The sequence below is a fragment of the Psychrobacter sp. Sarcosine-3u-12 genome (assembly GCF_002836005.1).
Lineage (GTDB): Bacteria > Pseudomonadota > Gammaproteobacteria > Pseudomonadales > Moraxellaceae > Psychrobacter > Psychrobacter okhotskensis.
Map to the genome: position 1 here is coordinate 1 of NZ_PJBY01000098.1, position 17294 is coordinate 17294.

14 protein-coding genes and 1 tRNA gene are annotated in these 17294 nt (G+C 44.6%); 4 read left to right on the forward strand and 11 right to left on the reverse strand.

Annotated features, from left to right (window positions below; all coding sequences use genetic code 11):
* A partial coding sequence (locus CXF65_RS07470) for a nuclease-related domain-containing protein (protein ID WP_101211594.1) occupies positions 1-1022 on the forward strand: 1022 nt, incomplete at its 5' end.
* A gap of 22 nt (positions 1023-1044) precedes the next feature.
* On the opposite strand, the gene CXF65_RS07475 is transcribed toward CXF65_RS07470, so the two are convergent.
* The 10 genes from CXF65_RS07475 to CXF65_RS07515 all read right to left on the reverse strand — a co-directional run bounded on the left by CXF65_RS07475 (position 1045) and on the right by CXF65_RS07515 (position 12606).
* Positions 1045-2016, reverse strand: a complete 972-nt coding sequence (locus CXF65_RS07475; RefSeq protein ID WP_025652678.1) for a peptide ABC transporter ATP-binding protein — start codon at positions 2014-2016, stop codon at positions 1045-1047.
* Positions 2006-3094: an ABC transporter ATP-binding protein gene (locus CXF65_RS07480; RefSeq protein WP_264754731.1), complete on the reverse strand. Its 1089-nt coding sequence runs from the start codon at positions 3092-3094 to the stop codon at positions 2006-2008. Before CXF65_RS07480 ends, CXF65_RS07475 begins: the two co-directional genes overlap by 11 nt.
* Position 3095: 1 nt before the next feature.
* On the reverse strand, positions 3096-4010 hold the full coding sequence (locus tag CXF65_RS07485) for an ABC transporter permease (RefSeq protein ID WP_025650615.1): 915 nt from the start codon (positions 4008-4010) through the stop codon (positions 3096-3098).
* Between the two features lie 151 nt (positions 4011-4161).
* Entirely contained in the window at positions 4162-5178 is a 1017-nt protein-coding gene (locus CXF65_RS07490; RefSeq protein WP_025650614.1) for an ABC transporter permease, read from the reverse strand.
* Between the two features lie 220 nt (positions 5179-5398).
* Positions 5399-6754, reverse strand: a complete 1356-nt coding sequence (locus CXF65_RS07495) for an ABC transporter substrate-binding protein (RefSeq protein WP_264673004.1) — start codon at positions 6752-6754, stop codon at positions 5399-5401.
* 3 nt (positions 6755-6757) lie between these two features.
* Complete coding sequence (locus CXF65_RS15210; RefSeq protein WP_240990810.1) at positions 6758-7039, reverse strand: hypothetical protein; 282 nt, start codon at positions 7037-7039, stop codon at positions 6758-6760.
* A 547-nt stretch (positions 7040-7586) separates the two neighbouring features.
* The gene (locus CXF65_RS07500) at positions 7587-9230 is read right to left on the reverse strand and encodes a GMC family oxidoreductase (RefSeq protein WP_101211595.1); all 1644 of its coding nucleotides are present in this window, start codon (positions 9228-9230) and stop codon (positions 7587-7589) included.
* Positions 9231-9416: 186 nt separating this feature from the next.
* Complete coding sequence (locus CXF65_RS07505; RefSeq protein ID WP_101211596.1) at positions 9417-9743, reverse strand: DUF779 domain-containing protein; 327 nt, start codon at positions 9741-9743, stop codon at positions 9417-9419.
* 210 nt (positions 9744-9953) lie between these two features.
* Positions 9954-10982 carry an alcohol dehydrogenase AdhP gene (adhP, locus tag CXF65_RS07510; protein ID WP_227523222.1) on the reverse strand — a complete coding sequence of 343 codons (1029 nt, stop codon included), beginning with the start codon at positions 10980-10982 and terminating at the stop codon, positions 9954-9956.
* A gap of 97 nt (positions 10983-11079) precedes the next feature.
* Positions 11080-12606 carry an aldehyde dehydrogenase family protein gene (locus CXF65_RS07515; protein ID WP_101211597.1) on the reverse strand — a complete coding sequence of 509 codons (1527 nt, stop codon included), beginning with the start codon at positions 12604-12606 and terminating at the stop codon, positions 11080-11082.
* 273 nt (positions 12607-12879) lie between these two features.
* Here CXF65_RS07515 and CXF65_RS07520 point away from each other — a divergent pair, with 273 nt between their 5' ends.
* The 3 genes from CXF65_RS07520 to CXF65_RS07530 all read left to right on the forward strand — a co-directional run bounded on the left by CXF65_RS07520 (position 12880) and on the right by CXF65_RS07530 (position 16411).
* On the forward strand, positions 12880-14811 hold the full coding sequence (locus CXF65_RS07520) for an AAA family ATPase (protein ID WP_101211598.1): 1932 nt from the start codon (positions 12880-12882) through the stop codon (positions 14809-14811).
* 169 nt (positions 14812-14980) lie between these two features.
* Complete coding sequence (locus CXF65_RS07525; protein WP_101211599.1) at positions 14981-16165, forward strand: type I glyceraldehyde-3-phosphate dehydrogenase; 1185 nt, start codon at positions 14981-14983, stop codon at positions 16163-16165.
* 155 nt (positions 16166-16320) lie between these two features.
* Positions 16321-16411, forward strand: a tRNA-Ser gene (locus CXF65_RS07530).
* Between the two features lie 75 nt (positions 16412-16486).
* Here the strand turns inward: CXF65_RS07530 and CXF65_RS07535 are convergent.
* On the reverse strand, positions 16487-17239 hold the full coding sequence (locus tag CXF65_RS07535; RefSeq protein ID WP_227523223.1) for a hypothetical protein: 753 nt from the start codon (positions 17237-17239) through the stop codon (positions 16487-16489).
* Positions 17240-17294: the final 55 nt, after the last annotated feature.

The window sequence follows — 17294 nt, forward strand, 5'->3', positions numbered from 1 at the left end:
AGATGTCCCTAAAATCCAGCTTCAAAGGTTTCTTAGGTGAAACTGTCATCAACGTTGCCATGTGGTTAAAACTAGACAAAAACGTCTATCACCGATTAAACGGTATTACCTTGCCAAGAGACAAAGGTGGTAGCACACAAATCGATCATATTATCGTCTCTGTATACGGCATCTTTGTCATCGAAACCAAAAACTATAAAGGCTGGATATTCGGTAATGAGAAGCAAAGACAGTGGACACAAGCCTTCCCAAATGGACGCAAATATAAGTTTCAGAATCCACTACGGCAGAATTATCTACATATTAAAACGCTAGCTGATTTATTAGAATTAGAGATGAGCTATTTTCACTCGATGATTGCTTTTATCGGTGAATGTGAGCTTAAGACTCGTGATGAGCTGCCAGAGCATGTCTTGACTAATGGGATGGCGTCTTATGTTAAGAAAAAGCAGGATAAATTATTAACCGATGAAGAAGTCAAATCTATAGTTGAGCAAATTGAAAGTAATAGATTTAGCAAATCTTGGAAAACTAACAGTCAGCATAAAGCCTATCTAAAAAACAAGCATGGCAACTCAAATAAGCAGCCAACCGATAAGCCAAAAAGTAAATTAGTTGCTAAAGCTAAAGCTGCACCAGAAATAAAAACTGCTGTTAAAAGCAGAGAAGTACTTCGATGGTCTGGTCAAACGGAAGTTGAACAAGGTCAGACATCGATTGTTCCCTCTAGCAATGTGCAGCCTAGCTTTCAAATGAAAAATGATGACTCTGTCTTTATTACCCCATTTGAGGTTTTGGAATCAGAGCCTAAAATCAAGGAGTCTTCTACTAAGGAGTCTTCTATTATCGAGCAAGTCGACGACGCCCTAGTTTTTTCTGATATGTCCGATAACATTCCCGCTTGCCCAAGATGTCATAGTGAAATGATTGAACGGGTGGCAAAAAAAGGCGCGCGCGAAGGGCAAGTATTTTATGGTTGTAGTCAGTTTCCTAAATGTCGCGGTGTGGTGAACGTTAATTAGATGTGATCAACCCATAGCTACTTCACCCATAAATCTCCTCCAATCGTAAACAAGCGACCAATCGACCGTCCCATTCGCGCAGTTGCGGCTCTATTTCACTGCATTGTGGTTTGGCATAAGGACAGCGCTTGTGCAGGGCGCAGCCACTTGGCGGATTAAGCGGACTTGGCAGCTCACCATGTAGGGTTAAATCATTTTTATGACCACTCACAGTTGGTGCTGCGGCCAATAAAGCAATGGTATAAGGGTGCTTTGGGGCATTATAAATCGCTTCCTTAGGCCCGTGTTCGACGGCCTGACCTAAGTACATCACCATCACATCATCGGCGACATGGCGTACTACTGATAAGTTGTGCGAGATAAAAACGTACGCAGTATGATATTCGTCTTGCAAATCCATAAATAGATTCAATACTTGTGCTTGAATCGACACATCGAGCGCTGAGGTTGGCTCATCAGCGACGACAATTTTAGGATTAAGCATCATCGCGCGGGCGAGGGCGATACGTTGGCGTTGTCCACCTGAAAACATATGTGGATAACGGCCCGCATGTTCGGGACGTAGACCGACATGCCTCATCATCTCGTTTATTTTGTCGCGCTTTTCTTCTTTAGATAGCTTGGTATGAATATCTAAAGGCTCAGTCAATTGATAACCAATCGTATGACGCGGGTTTAGGCTGCCATAAGGGTTTTGGAATACCATCTGGATTTCGGTACGCAACTCTTTTAATGCTTTTCTACTATAACCGGTCGTTGCTTCATCGTTGATAAATAACTCGCCGTCAGTGGGCTCTTCAATGAGGGTCAACTGGCGGGCAAGCGTTGATTTACCACAGCCTGACTCACCAACGACCGCCAGCGTCTTGCCCGCTTCAAGCTCAAACGAGACACCATTTAGGGCTTTAACATAAGCTTTAGGCTTGCCCAATCCTTGTGATACTGGGTAATGCTTGTGTAGGTTGTCTGCTTTTAAGACCACTTTATGACTCATGCTGTGACTCCAAAGTAGCAGGGTGAGGGGTGGAGGTGCGAGTAGGTAAATTAGGCAATTCAGAGTGAATACAGCGCACTTTGCCATTGGGCGTATCTAAAATGGGCGGCGGTACTTCACAAGCGGGCTCTTTATAGGGACAGCGGGGAGACAATAAGCAACCGCTTGGGCGATCATATTGGCTGGGTACCACACCCGGCAAACTATTGAGCCTGTCTTGCCCAATAGCCAGCTCAGGGATGGCTTGCAGTAAAGCTTCGGTATAAGGGTGGGCAGGATGTTGAAAAATCTCCGGCACTGTGCTGGTTTCGACCACTTGTCCGGCATACATAACGGCGACATCGCGTGAGTTTTGCGCGACCAAACCCAAGTCATGGGTAATTAATACCATTGCCATTTGCTTTTCGCGTTGTAAGCGCCCGAGCAAATCCATAATTTGTGCTTGCACCGTGACATCAAGAGCCGTGGTTGGCTCATCGGCGATAAGCAGTTTTGGCTCGCAAGCAATCGCCATCGCAATCATGACCCGCTGACTCATACCGCCCGATAATTGATGCGGATAAACCTTAAGTCGATTTTTGGCATCCGGCATCTCAACCAGTTCGAGCAGCTCTAAGATACGCGTCTGTACCGCTGCACCGCGCAGTCCAAGATGCTTACGCAGTACTTCACCCAGTTGCATCTCAATGGTAAAGCTCGGATTTAGACAAGACATGGCATTTTGAAAAATCATGGAAATATCTTTACCAATGATGCCGCGCTTTTCTTTGGCTGACATACTCAGCATGTCTTTATTATCAAACATCACCCGCTTGGCACGAACTGTCGCAGAGGGCGGCAGAAGTCCCATGAGTGCCATCATAGTGACCGACTTACCCGAGCCTGATTCACCGACGACGGCGATGACTTCGCTTTGGGTGATTTTTAATGATACATCATCGACGGCGCGAAAAGCACGCGCGCCTTGACCAAAAGTGACCGAAAGATTTTCAATATCTAACAACAGTGGCGCTTCTTTTATTAACGAGCCATTCATAGAAGTATGGGTAAGCGCTGTTTTATCTAAGGTATCAGTCATCTTAGGTCACCTGCTTTAATTTGGGATCTAGCGCATCGCGTAAGCCATCACCCGTCAGGTTAATCGACAAGGCAGCTAAGAAGATGGCGACACCCGGCCAAATAGCGAGCCAAACATTACTTTGAATATATTGCCGCGCTGTACCGAGCATTGCGCCCCATTCGGCATCTGGTGGTTGCACGCCAAAGCCTAAGAAACCAATTGCGCCTGCTTCTAAAATAGCAGAGGAAAAAATCATTGTCGCTTGGACGATAAGCGGTGCCATACAGTTAGGTAAAATAGTTATAAATAATAAGCGCAGCACGCCAGCCCCCATGACTTGCGAGGCAACAAAGTACTCACGTTGTAGCTCTACCATGGCGGTAGCGCGTGTCAGACGGATAAAAGGTGGGGTACAAACCAAGGCAATGGTAATAATGGTGTTGGTCATAGACGGCCCTAAGATAGCCGCAATAATAATCGCCAATAGTAAGCTTGGATAAGACATCAAAATATCATTGACTAGCATCACCGCCTTGCCCCAAACCTTTGGCCAAAACGCGGCGCTAAGCCCTAGCGAGACGCCGACCAACATAGCAAGGGTCGTCGCACTTAGACCGATAAACAACGAGTAACGTGCGCCATACATCACCCGAGATAAGGTATCTCGACCGGCATCATCAGTCCCAAGCCAAAACATCGTATCGCCGCCACTTAAAAACGCTGGCGGCAATTGCTCTTGACCGGTAAATAATTCATAAGGGTCATGCGGTGCAAGGGCGGGCGCAAGTATGGCGATAATCACCATCAAGGCCAGTACTATAAAACCAAGTACCGCGCCTTTATTGCGGCAAAATGTCGATAAAAATAACTGCCAAGACGACGGCGGTGTCGCTGCCATCAGCTTAAGATCAGAGGGAAGAACAGAAGGCTTCATGAGCATTTCCTACAGTGGCTAGTGCTTTGCTAATATTTAAAGTTTTAGAGTTTTAGCCTTAATAAGTATTAAGCATTTGCTAAAAAATCACTCAAAACCATGCAAACACCAATAGCCACTATTTATAATATGAGTATTTATCAATGTTAAATTAAGAAGTATGTCTGATGCGCGGATTGATCAGACCATACAAAATATCAATAAATAAGCTAACCAAAATCAAGGCGGTGGCGACCAATAAGATACCGTTTTGCACAATAGGATAATCACGGGTAAAGAAGCCATCTGTAAGCCAATTACCAACACCCGGCCAACTAAAAATAGTCTCAGTGATAATAGCGCCAGCGAGCAAGGTTGCCATCTGTAAGCCAATTACCGTCACCACAGTAATCAAGGCATTGCGCATCACGTGTACCAATATCACGCGGCGCGGCGATAAGCCTTTAGCGCGTGCGGTACGTACATAATCTTCATCTAGTACCTCTAGCATCGCCGAGCGCGTCATGCGTGCAATCATCGCGAGTGGTATGGTCGATAAGGCAATAGACGGTAAGATAAAATGTTTTACCACGTCCCAAAATGCGCCCGGTTCACCTGAAGTCAAGGAACCCAATAGCCATGAACCATATAAAGGTTTGACGTCCAAAAACTGCGCGACAGATATGACACCGGCGACGGGTAATAGGCCTAGATAGTGGGCGAATATACCGGTTAGGATAGGTCCTAATAAATAGATGGGCATTGAGTATCCTGCCAGCGCACCTGACATCAGAGTGTAATCAATCCACGTGCCACGGCGCAGCGCGGCAAAGATACCTAAGCTGACCCCAATGACACTGGCAATAACAATGGCGCATACCGCCAGCTCTAAGGTTGGCACAAAATGGGCAAAGAAGTCTTGTAATACTGGAGTACGGGTACGAAAGGACTGACCAAAATCACCGGTCAAGATACCGGTTAAATAATCCCAATATTGAACGATGAGGGGTTTGTCTAATCCTAGTCTTTCTAAGGCACGAGCATGGAGCTCTGGATCGACCATACGCTCACCCATCATAATCTCGACGGCGTCTCCGGGGACGAGCCGAATCAGGGTAAATGTCGATAGCGTTAAGCCAAGATAGACAGGAATGAGAATGGCAATGCGACGCAAAATATAAAGTAGCATGGGCTGCTCAATAGTTGTGGTTCAATAGTTATGGTTTAATAACTCTAAGTTGATGACTAGAATGTTGATAATGATGAGAGTGTTGGTGACAGCATGCTTAACAAAGCGGTTGCTTAACAGAGTGCTTAATTTATATAAATAAGGCTGGAGCAGAGTATCTGACCCAGCCGAATACCAATTAAACAATCGTGTATGTCATACCGGACTTCATCAGTTAAGATTATTCAACTTTTACACCATCGAAGCGTATTGAGCCAAGTGGACTAATTTTATAATCGACGACGTTTGGTGCGGTGAATACCGTTACCACCGAATGCGCCATCGTCGTCCATGGCAGTTGCTCTTTAAATATCTGCTGAGCTTTTACATAGTCATTGACGCGATCATCTTGATTGGTAATCTGACGGGCATTAGTCACCAAAGTGTCAAAGTCTTTATTACACCAGCGCGAGTAGTTATTGCCACCGACCGCATCACAAGATAACAATGTACCAAGCCAGTTATCAGGGTCACCATTATCACCTGTCCAGCCTGCTAAAATAACATCGTGCTCGCCTTTAGCGGCGCGATTTAGATACTCGCCCCACTCGTAAGTGACCAGCTTGGCATTAACACCAATCTTCGCCCAATCTGCTTGTAGCATTTCCGCCATGAGTTTGGCATTTGGATTGTAAGGGCGCTGAACGGGCATATACCAGAGATTGATGGCAAGCTTATCTGCACCTGCTTCTTTCATAAGGGACTTGGCTTTTTCGACGTCATAAGGCGCGTCTTTGATCGATTTATCATAACCCCATTGTGTTGGTGGCATAGGGTTGGTGGCTTTAAGCCCTTCGCTTTGATAAACGGCGTTAATAATAGCGTCTTTGTTGATGGCCATATCTAATGCTTGACGAACTTTAAGGTCGCTAAGCTTTGGTTTTTCAACGTTGTAGCCGACATAACCGACGTTAAAGCCGGGTTGATCAAGGACGGTGGCCTTACCGGATTTTTTAACAGAGTCAATCTCGGCAGGTTTTGGATAAGCGGACACATGACATTCGCCAGCTTGCACTTTTTGCGCGCGAACCGCCGAGTCTTTGGTGATGACAAACACTAGATTGTCGATATGAATATCGTCTTTGTTCCAATAATCTGGATTTTTGGTATAACGAATTTGCGCATCTTTTTGATAGGAAGTAAAGACGAAAGGTCCGGTACCAACAGGTTTGGTATTAATGTCAGCCGCATTACCAGCAGCCATTAACTTGTCTGCATATTCAGCAGAATCGATGTAAGCAAAGGCCATCGCTAGGTTTTGTAAAAACGGCGCGTTGGTCTCGCTGAGAGTGATTTTCACGGTATTGTCATCGACCTTTTCGATAGTAGAGATCAGATCAGGCAGCCCCATGCCGACAGAATACGGGAACTCAGCAGGATAGGCTTTATTAAATTCAAAATCAGGATTGGTGATACGTTCTAGCGTAAAGACCACGTCGTCCGCGTTAAAATCGCGGGTTGGGGTAAAGTAATCGGTTTTACCGAATTTGACGCCTTTGCGCAGATTAAAGGTATAAGTCTTGCCATCTTCACTAATATCCTAGCTTTCGGCTAAGGCTGGCTGAATCTCAGTGCCATCTCTTTTGAATTCCACCAAGCCATTATAGATAGGATAGGCGCTCGCATCAAAATCAGTACCTGCGGTGTACTGTGCGGGATCAAAGCCAGCAGGGCTGCCTTCTGAACAATAAAGTAGGGTTTTCGCGGCTTTAGCGTCTGAGCTGGCAGCAGAGTCATCTGTAGTTTTGTTGTCGCCGCTACAGGCGCTGATACCTAAGATAACCGTCGCCAATAAGGTCAATTTGAAGAGTGATTTTTGCATTATTACATCCTATGTAATTATAATTAGTTGCCAAGCATCTTTATAAGTTCGTTTGTGAACCATAAATATGCTTGACGTCCTTTTAATTCCCTTTAAAGCAATTGTTTATATCGTATTGTTGATAAGCAAATAAAAAATGCGTCAGGTTCTATAAACCGTCAGTCAGGTTTGCAAAAAATACTGATATAAATAAGTCGTTTAAATATACTCTGTTAAACACTGCTAATGCAAGGCATCTATAAACTAATTTTGATAGAAAACGTTTCGTTTTAATATCTTTATTGCCGAATTTATTAGTCGTTACTGAATTCAGTAAACTAACGTCGCTTGTCGATTTTTTTCAGTATTCTAAAAACCAGAACATAGACTACTAATATAAAATTGCCTAAATAAGTTCTAAAGATAGCAACGAAAAAATATGAGCCACATTTTTATACCATCAGCTTATTCTCATTTTATTGAATATAAAGTTTTGAATAGATAAGCTTGTTAAAGAAAAGCAGCCACAATAAGCTGCTTATCCCATTCCACCCCATCCTAACGTATTTTATGACGCGGCTAGCTCAATATGATGATGGTTGGCTTTAATAAGGTCGGCCAATTTTTCAGCAATCATAATCGTTGGTGCATTGGTATTGGCGCTAATCAAAGTCGGCATTACGGACGCATCAATAACCCGTAATCCGCTGACGCCGCGTACTTTTAATTCTAAGTCGACCACTGATTTGTCGTCTGAACCCATACGACAAGTACCGACAGGATGGTAGATGGTATCTGACTTATTGCGGATATAGCCGAGCATACCGTCTTTTTCAATATAAGGAGCAGGGTAGTCTTCGGTGATATATTTGGCGATGGGCGATTCTTGCATGATGGCGCGCGTACGCTCAGCACCGGCCACCATATACTCTACATCTTTGGGATGCGAGAGATAGTTTGGATCAATCAATACCGCAGCTGATGGGTCAGCAGAATCAAGCCTAACGGTGCCGCGGCTTTCAGGGCGTAGATAGCAGCTATGACAAGAGACGGCAAAGCCGCGTCTAAGATCACGACCGTGCTCAATCACGCGCGATATGACAAAATGCAGTTGGGTATTAGGCCATTCTTTTGGGTCATCACCGACACTAAAAAACGCGCCCGCTTCAGCGTAGTTGGTAGAAAAGAGGCCCGTGCCATCTTTTCTCCATTGTCGAATGCTTTTGGTTAAGGTTGAAATGGTTGCCATGCCAATACCGATGACATCGGTGGTATTAACCTCATAGTCAAAGACCACGTCTAGATGATCTTGCAAGTTACCGCCAACGTCAGGCGCATCTACTAACACATCAATGCCATGTGACTGCAAATGTTCAGATGGGCCTATGCCCGATAACATCAGAACTTTTGGTGATCCAAAAGCGCCACCTGATAAGATGACTTCATGATGCGCCATCACCGTATGTTCAACACCGTCTTTTTCATAAGCGACTCCAACAGCTTGCTTTTCCTCAAAAATGACACGGTTGGCTTGCGCATGGGTAATAACGGTCAGATTTGGTCGGCTTTGAACTGAATGTAGATAGGCGGCCGCCGCAGAGCAGCGTTGACCTTGTTTTTCCCCATGAAAATGAGTGACTTGATATAGCCCAGCACCATCTTGTTTTTTGCCATTAAAATCTTGGTTATCATCTAAACCATTGGCAATCGCAGCGTCTACAAATGCTTTTGAGATATCGCGTGGACTTAGTAAGTCACTGACATGTAAAGGGCCGCTATCACCATGTAGGTTATCAGCGCCATGGATATTGTTTTCTGCTTTAATAAAGTAGGGCAACACATCGTTAAATCCCCAGCCTTCGCAGCCTTGCTCAACCCAGCGTTCATAGTCTAAAGCACTACCACGGGTATAAATCATGGCATTAATAGCAGAGGAGCCACCCAAGCATTGACCACGTGGTTGGAAGCCGCGACGGTTATTCAGATGCGTTTGCGGGGTGGTATGAAAACACCAATTGTTCAATTTCAGCGGTTTACCTGGCACCATCAAAATCAGCCCAGCAGGCACACGAACTGCGAGGTCCTTGCCTTCACCCCCATATTCTAATAAACAGACACTGATGTCTGGATTTTCTGTCAGCCGGCTGGCAAGCACACAGCCTGCAGAGCCGCCACCGACGATGACGTAATCAAAGGTTGCGTCAAATTCCATTTTATATTCCTTATAGCATCCATGCCAAATAAAATTGGTTACACTTTACCATAGCCATTATTGTACTGAATTAAATAAATAAAAATGACCAGAGCGTATTTTTTTGTGAATAAGACTTCGTAAAGTCTTAATCTGGCACTGTCTTGTCAATCAAGTGTCAATCATGAGAAGCGTCAGCTATAAAACTTATACCGCGCATACTTCTGAGCGTACGATAAAGCGCTTACCTTCAGGTATCTCAAGCGAAAAACTGGCCCCGCGTCCGTTAACCACATCAATCGTGAGATTGGTATGTTGCCAAAGTTTGTACTGAGCTTTACCCATATAAAAGGGGCAGCCTGCGAGCTCACCCACGAGTACATCTTGCCCACCAACTTTGAATTCACCTAACGGATAGCACATAGGTGAGCTACCATCGCAGCAGCCACCCGATTGATGAAACATCAAATCACCATGCTTAGACTTTAATAGTTCAATTAACGCAACGCAGGACTCTGTCGCTTCAAGTTTCATGTCATGCTCCTTATCTTCAAAATTATCGCTGAATTACTATCATGCTGCTTACGGATATAAGCTAAGTAAGAGTATAAAAGGCCGCATCATTTTCACTCACATCATTAATAGCATGTGGCTGAAAACGATACGACCTTTTATTTGTGACCAAACGTCATAATTATCGAGACAGTTTCTAAAAAGTGAAAATGTCTCGATTAATTGACCTGTCTACATAGAGTAGTCAATGACGATGCGACCTTCAATTTTACCATCGCGCATACGGTCAAAAATGTCATTGATATTATCAAGCGGCTCAGCGGCAACAGTTGCTTTTACTTTACCTTCCGCCGCCATATCTAACGACTCTTGCAAGTCTAGACGGGTACCAACGATTGAGCCACGAATGGTAATACCGTTTAGAACAGTGTCAAAGATAGAAACAGGGAAGTCACCCGTTGGCAGACCATTACAGACCAACGTACCACCGCGTCGTAACATACCTAGGGCTTGATCAAATGCTTTAGACGATACCGCTGTTACGAGCGCACCATGAGCACCACCGATTTCTGTTTGTAGATATTCGGCAGGGTCGGTGTTTTTGGCATTAACGGTGACGGTCGCCCCCAGTTTTTTGGCAAATTCAAGTTTTTCATCGTCAATATCGACAGCAGCAACATTCAAGCCCATGGCAATAGCATACTGTACTGCCATGTGACCAAGTCCACCGATACCTGAAATAACGACCCAATCACCCGGCTTGGTGTCGGTCATTTTTAGACCTTTATACACGGTAACACCTGCGCATAAAACTGGTGCAATCTCAACAGAGTCAACGCTCTCAGGGATAATACCAACATAGTTTGCATCTGCTAGGACATATTCTGCAAAACTGCCATTTACTGAGTAGCCAGAGTTCTCTTGACTTAGGCACAAGGTCTCCCAGCCACCCAAACAATGGGTACAGTGACCACAAGCAGAGTAAAGCCAAGGCACACCAACTCTATCACCCTCTTTGACATGATGAACGTTGTCACCCACAGCAGTTATCAAACCTACGCCTTCGTGTCCTGGGATAAATGGTGGACTTGGTTTTACAGGCCAATCACCTTCGACAGCGTGCAGGTCAGTATGACAGACACCTGATGCTTGCATTTTTACCACGATTTGACCGGCACCTGGGGTCGGAATGTCTACTTCTTCAATTTGCAAAGGTTGTCCAAACTCGTGCAAAACAGCCGCTTTCATTTTATTACTCACGTTACAACTCCTTGTCATCGTTCTTTGTATTAAGATGCTCAACAAGCATCAAGGTCGCACTTTACAGTTTTGCCATAAAGTGCCTTGAGAGATAGATTTAAAAGAAGCCCATTTTTTTAGGACTATAAGACACCAGCATGTTTTTGGTTTGCTGATAGTGATCGAGCATCATCAGATGGTTTTCGCGACCGATACCAGACTGCTTGTAGCCACCAAACGCTGAATGCGAAGGATAGACATGATAGCAGTTGGTCCATACGCGACCAGCTTGGATGCCACGTCCGAAACGATAGGCCTTATGTACACTACGTGTCCAGATGCCAGCGCCTAGACCATATAATGTATCATTGGCAATGCTCATGGCTTCTTCGTCGTCTTTAAAGGTTGTGACGGCGAGTACAGGTCCAAAGATTTCTTCTTGGAACACGCGCATGTCATTGGTACCCTCAAAGATAGTCGGCTGCACATAGTAGCCATCTCCCAAATCTCCCTCATGTTTGGCTCGTTCGCCGCCAACCAATACTTTGGCGCCTTCTTTTTTACCAATATCAAGATAAGAGAGGATTTTCTCTAACTGATCTGAGCTGGCTTGCGCACCAATCATGGTATCGGTATCTAGTGGGTTGCCCATTTTGATCGCTTCGACACGGGCGATACAGCGTTTAATAAACTCATCATAAATGCTTTCATGAACCAGAGCACGCGATGGGCAAGTACAAACTTCGCCTTGGTTTAGTGCAAACATCACTAGACCTTCAACTGCTTTGTCCAAGAAATCATCGTCTTCATCCATGATATCGGCAAAGAAAATATTTGGACTCTTACCACCAAGCTCTAGCGTTACTGGAATGATGTTTTCACTAGCGTACTGCATGATGAGACGACCAGTGGTGGTCTCGCCAGTGAAAGCCACTTTATTAATACGTGGGTTAGATGCTAGAGGCTTACCAGCTTCAACACCGAAACCATTGACGACGTTAAGTACGCCTTTTGGTAATATATCAGCGATACCGATGGTTTCTAGCATGAATAAAATAGAAGCTGGCGTTTGCTCAGCAGGTTTGAGTACAACGCAGTTACCAGCAGCAAGGGCAGGGGCAAGTTTCCAAACTGCCATTAGGATAGGAAAGTTCCAAGGAATGATTTGACCGACGACGCCAAGTGGCTCATGGAAGTGATAGGCGACGGTGTCTTCATCGATTTGGCTGATACCACCTTCTTGGGCGCGAATGGCACTGGCAAAATAGCGAAAGTGATCGACAGCTAGTGGAATGTCGGCAGCCAAGGTTTCGCGTACGGGCTTACCGTTTTCATAGCATTCAGCAATAGCGATAGCCTCTAAATTGGCTTCCATCTTATCAGCGATTTTTAACAATAGATTAGCGCGTTCAGTGACACTGGTTTTGCCCCATGCGTCTTTGGCAGCATGAGCGGCATCAAGGGCTTTTTCAATATCAGCCTCTTTTGAGCGTGCGACCTGACAAAAAACTTTACCATCGATTGGGCTTGAGTTATCAAAGTATTCACCATCGACTGGCGCGACCCACTCACCATTGATAAAGTTGTCATATTTTTTGCGGAATTGAACGGGGCTTTTTTCAGTATTGGGATAGGCGTATAACATGAACGATTCCTTGTTGTGTACTATGGTTATATGGATAAACATACCTGGCCTTCCTGACCAAGTTATGACTCTATCGTACTGAGCTTTGGCTTTGAGCGATAATGACTTTTTATAATGATATACTTCGTATCATATAACTTTAGGTTATGTAAGCTTGACGGGTTAAAGTGGTTCGCAAAACTGGCGTAGCTGTTATAATTGTGGATAGCTTGTCCCTCATAACCTGTTCTTAAGCTCTTTTCTTATTACTATTAACTAAATTGGTTTGGATATATGCGTCAATCTTCTGCTCTTGATATCTTAAAAACGGGTCAAAATGTATTTTTGACGGGCTCAGCAGGTTCAGGTAAGACTTATACTCTCAATCAATATATTGACTATTTGCGCGCGCGCCGTGTCCCTGTGGCTGTGACCGCGAGTACGGGGATTGCCGCCACACATATGAATGGCACGACCATTCATAGTTGGTCGGGCATCGGCATTAAGGATGAGCTCACTGATCGTGATTTAACCAATTTATCGCGCAAACAGTTCTTAGCGGATAGACTAAAAGATACTGCTGTCCTAATTATCGACGAGATATCGATGTTGCATGCCAAGCAGCTCAATTTGGTCAGCCAAGTACTTAAGCATGTGCGTAAAAATGATAAAGCGTTTGGTGGTATTCAGGTTGTCGTTGCTGGGGACTTCTTCCAGCTGCCACCGATTGGCAGCAAGGGTGAAACTAACCGTGAAAAATTTGCCTTTATGTCTGAAGCTTGGCTCGATGCTAAGTTTCATATTTGCTATCTGTCTGAGCAGCATCGGCAAGTCAGTGAGGCGGCTAATGGCGGTCTTGATTTGGATGATATTCTCAATCAAATTCGCAGGCAAGAAGTGACCTTTGAAGCGATTGCCGCGCTCGAGGCCACCTTTGATCAAAACGTCGATATCAAACGTACCCGTCTTTATACCCATAATCTCAACGTCAATAAAATCAATGACAAAGAGCTAGCTGCGTTAGATGGCGAGATGATGCGTTTTGCAGCTACGGCGACTGGTGATAGCAAGCTGGTTGAGACACTCAAAAAGACGGTACGTACTCAAGATGAGCTGATTCTCAAAGTTGGTGCCAAGGTGATGTTTATCAAAAACAACACTGAGCTTGGTGTGTCTAACGGCACTATGGGCGAGCTGATAGGCTTTGCCGCGGTAAAAATTAATGATGATAAAGACAATAATGATGATTTGATAGAAGACGATAGTGAAAACGCTGAAAGTGATACTGATAAGAATATAAAAGGCAAAGGTAAAAAGACTACCAAAGACAAAGATAAACCAAAAGTTAAAAAACCAACGACGCAAAAGATGCCCGTGGTTCGGCTGAATTCCGGTCGTGAGGTTATCGCTGAGCCGGAAGAATGGATTATCGAAGATGAGACCGGTGATGTGCTGGCAAGCTATGAGCAAGTGCCATTATGCTTAGCTTGGGCGATTACCATTCATAAATCACAAGGTATGACCCTTGATGCGGCAGAGATTGATTTATCGCGCACCTTTGAGCTAGGACAAGGTTATGTGGCATTATCACGGCTAAAGTCATTAGCAGGTTTACAGCTGCTTGGTATGAATGACATGAGCTTGCAGCTTGATCCGCTCGCACGCGGCGCAGACAAACGATTTTTGGTATTGTCTGATGAGGCTGATGCGAATTATGCGATGCTTGATGAGGAGAGCATGACGCAGGCGCACGAGAAATTCATTCTAAAGTCAGGCGGTACCTTGAGCAAGTCGGTGATTGATGCGTATGCCAATTTGCAGAAAAAACGCCGCGAGCAACAGCAGGCGCAGCTCGATAAAAAACAAAAACTGGGCAACCAGGTTTCTGATAAGTCTGATAGCACCTTACTAGCAACAAGGGTGTTGTTAGAAGAGAGCTTGTCAATTGCAGAAATATCGCAAGCGCGTCAGCTGTCACAGTCGACCATTATGCGTCATATTGGTGAATTGAAGTCGCAAGACCCAAGCCTCGCCTGTGATCATTTACGTCCAGATGATGAGGTGATGACAGCAGTAGGCAACGCTTATGTGGCGATTAAAGTCGCTAACAATCCAAACGACTTTAATGATGATGGCAGCATTAAGCTGCGCCCAATCTTTGACCATCTTAAGCAAAGCATCGATTACAATACCATTCGTTTGGCTCTGATTTTTATCACGCCATAGCGAGCAATTAGCCAATATTCAAGTTATTAAACAATTTATTGATTCAGCCATTTATTTATTAAGTCATATATTAAAATTAATCATCATACGTATGAATATGTTGGTTTTTCTAGAGCATTGAATGTGCAGCGCTTAACTTATATACCTTCCTTTATAGCGATACCCTTTTATGTCTGATGTTACGCCTAATTTTTCTAGCGCCACTTATCAATTGACGTCTGACGCAGTAGCAGCGACGTTTCATGCCACTGGCGAGCACACACAGCCACTGAGGGTCGCTATCAATGGTTTTGGTCGTATAGGGCGCAATGTGCTGCGTGCATTGATAGAGCGCTTTGAGGTGTTAGGCCGAGCCATTCATGTGGTGGCAATTAATGATTTGGCACCGCCTGATATTCTGCTGCATTTGCTAAAATTCGATAGTACCCATGGTCGTCTAACCAGATTGGGTGTTAGCGCTGATCTTGTGATGAGTGACGTCAATGCTAGTAAAGATGATAGCAGCACCATTATTAATAACGACACTCAGCTGTGTCTGACGAAGAACAATTTAACGTACTGTATTAAGATGCTCTCAGAGCCCGATCCAAAAAACCTACCGTGGCAGGAGTTGGGCGTGGATGTAGTGCTAGAGTGTACAGGGCACTTTCGCTCTTATGAGCAAGCGAAGCTGCATATTGAGGCGGGCGCTCAGCAAGTCATCATCGGCGCAGCGCCCTTTGATGATGTTGATGCTTGTATCGTCATGGGCGTCAATACCGATGAGCTCACGCGCGAGCTGCCGATCATATCGAGCGTTTCTTGTACCACGCAGGCATTGGTGCCGCTGATTGCTACCCTTGATAAAGTGTTCGGCGTTAAGTCAGCGATGATGACTGAGATTCATGCCGTCACCGCTGATCAGACCGTGCTCGATCAAGCGCATCGCGACCCAAGGCGGGCGCGAGCCTCTGGCCACAATATTATTCCTACGACTTCCAGCAGTATCGCGGCCACTGAGCGCGTATTACCGGCGATGGTCGGCAAGATAAACGGCCACTCAATCAGAGTGCCAACCATTGATGTGGCTGCAATTGATGTCACTTTTGTCTTTGATATCCCTGATGTCAGTATAGAAGCAGTTCGAGACGTGCTTAAAGCGGCGAGCAAGGGTCATTTGCTTGACATCATGGCCTATACCGATGAGCCATTGGTCTCAAGTGATTTTATTCATCAAACAGAGTCGCTCATTATTGACGGGCAACAGCTTATGCACGTGGGTAATCAGTATAAAGTTTTTGCGTGGTATGATAACGAATGGGGCTATGCCAACAGGTTGCTTGATATGTGCTTACATTTAGCTTCGAGTAAATAATACGGCCTCAAGTGAATAGGTTAAGCTGAAAAGCTGATTAAAAAGTTGCGAGCAAACGGTAAGTCATTGATTTAAAAACATCGGCAAATTAATTTCATTTTTTTAATATGAATCGCTTGCATTATGAGATGATATCTATATAATGATGCACCAATGGAGACGTGGCAGAGCGGTTGAATGCACCGGTCTTGAAAACCGACAAGGGTTCATAGCCCTTCGAGAGTTCGAATCTCTCCGTCTCCGCCAAATTCGAAAAAAGCCCCAATCAGTAATTGATTGGGGCTTTTTTTATAGATGTGTCCCGTCCTAGAATGAGTTCATTTACTTCATTAATGACTCATCAAATTCAACTCGTTGTCCGTCTTCTAAAACTAGCATGCCTTCGCTAATATTTATCGTCACGTCGTGGGCGTTTCTGATAGCGCGCATGACGTTGATGTCCTCAATACTACTTTCGATAACTATCTTGCCAGATTGTTCAGGCTTTATAGCTGGCTCGAATTGTGTGAGCGGTATGTTGAAGCGTTTACCTTTTTCCAGTTTTGCATCTTGCATGGTCAATGTGCCTTTGAAACTTTGAATAGCAACCTTGCCATGATTTGAGAGCATAAATTGTAGTTTTACTTGGTTTAAGCTGTCGCTATCACTGGTTTTGACAGGTAGTAGGGCAACCGGATAGTTCTGTGCATTGGCTGATGCAGCTTGCTGACTTTTAATAATAGGGCTTTTTTTACCAGTTGGATTATTGGGATGTAAGCGCTCGTATTCACGTTGTTGTATCAGCGCTTGCTTGATAGTAATACGCGGCATAGCACCTGATTCATAAGCGCCGCTCAACTTCATACGTAGCATATATCGGCTCAGAAGTTGTTGGTCGGACTTTGGTAGCTCCTCAAAAGTCGCTCCAAGTTTCTTTTGCCATTGGTCAGAGTTGGTCGGAATGGTTTTTTTACTGGGATCCGCTTGCGGCGCTGAGCACCCAGCGAGTGGCAATGTTAAAGACAAAGTTAAAGGCAGTGCTAATAGCCAAGTGCATAAAAAGGCTTTGCTGAAATACTGATGTAAACCACTCATTGTGTACCTCCTTGTCGGCCATAATGAATAACAACGAATAATGACTATTATTAAT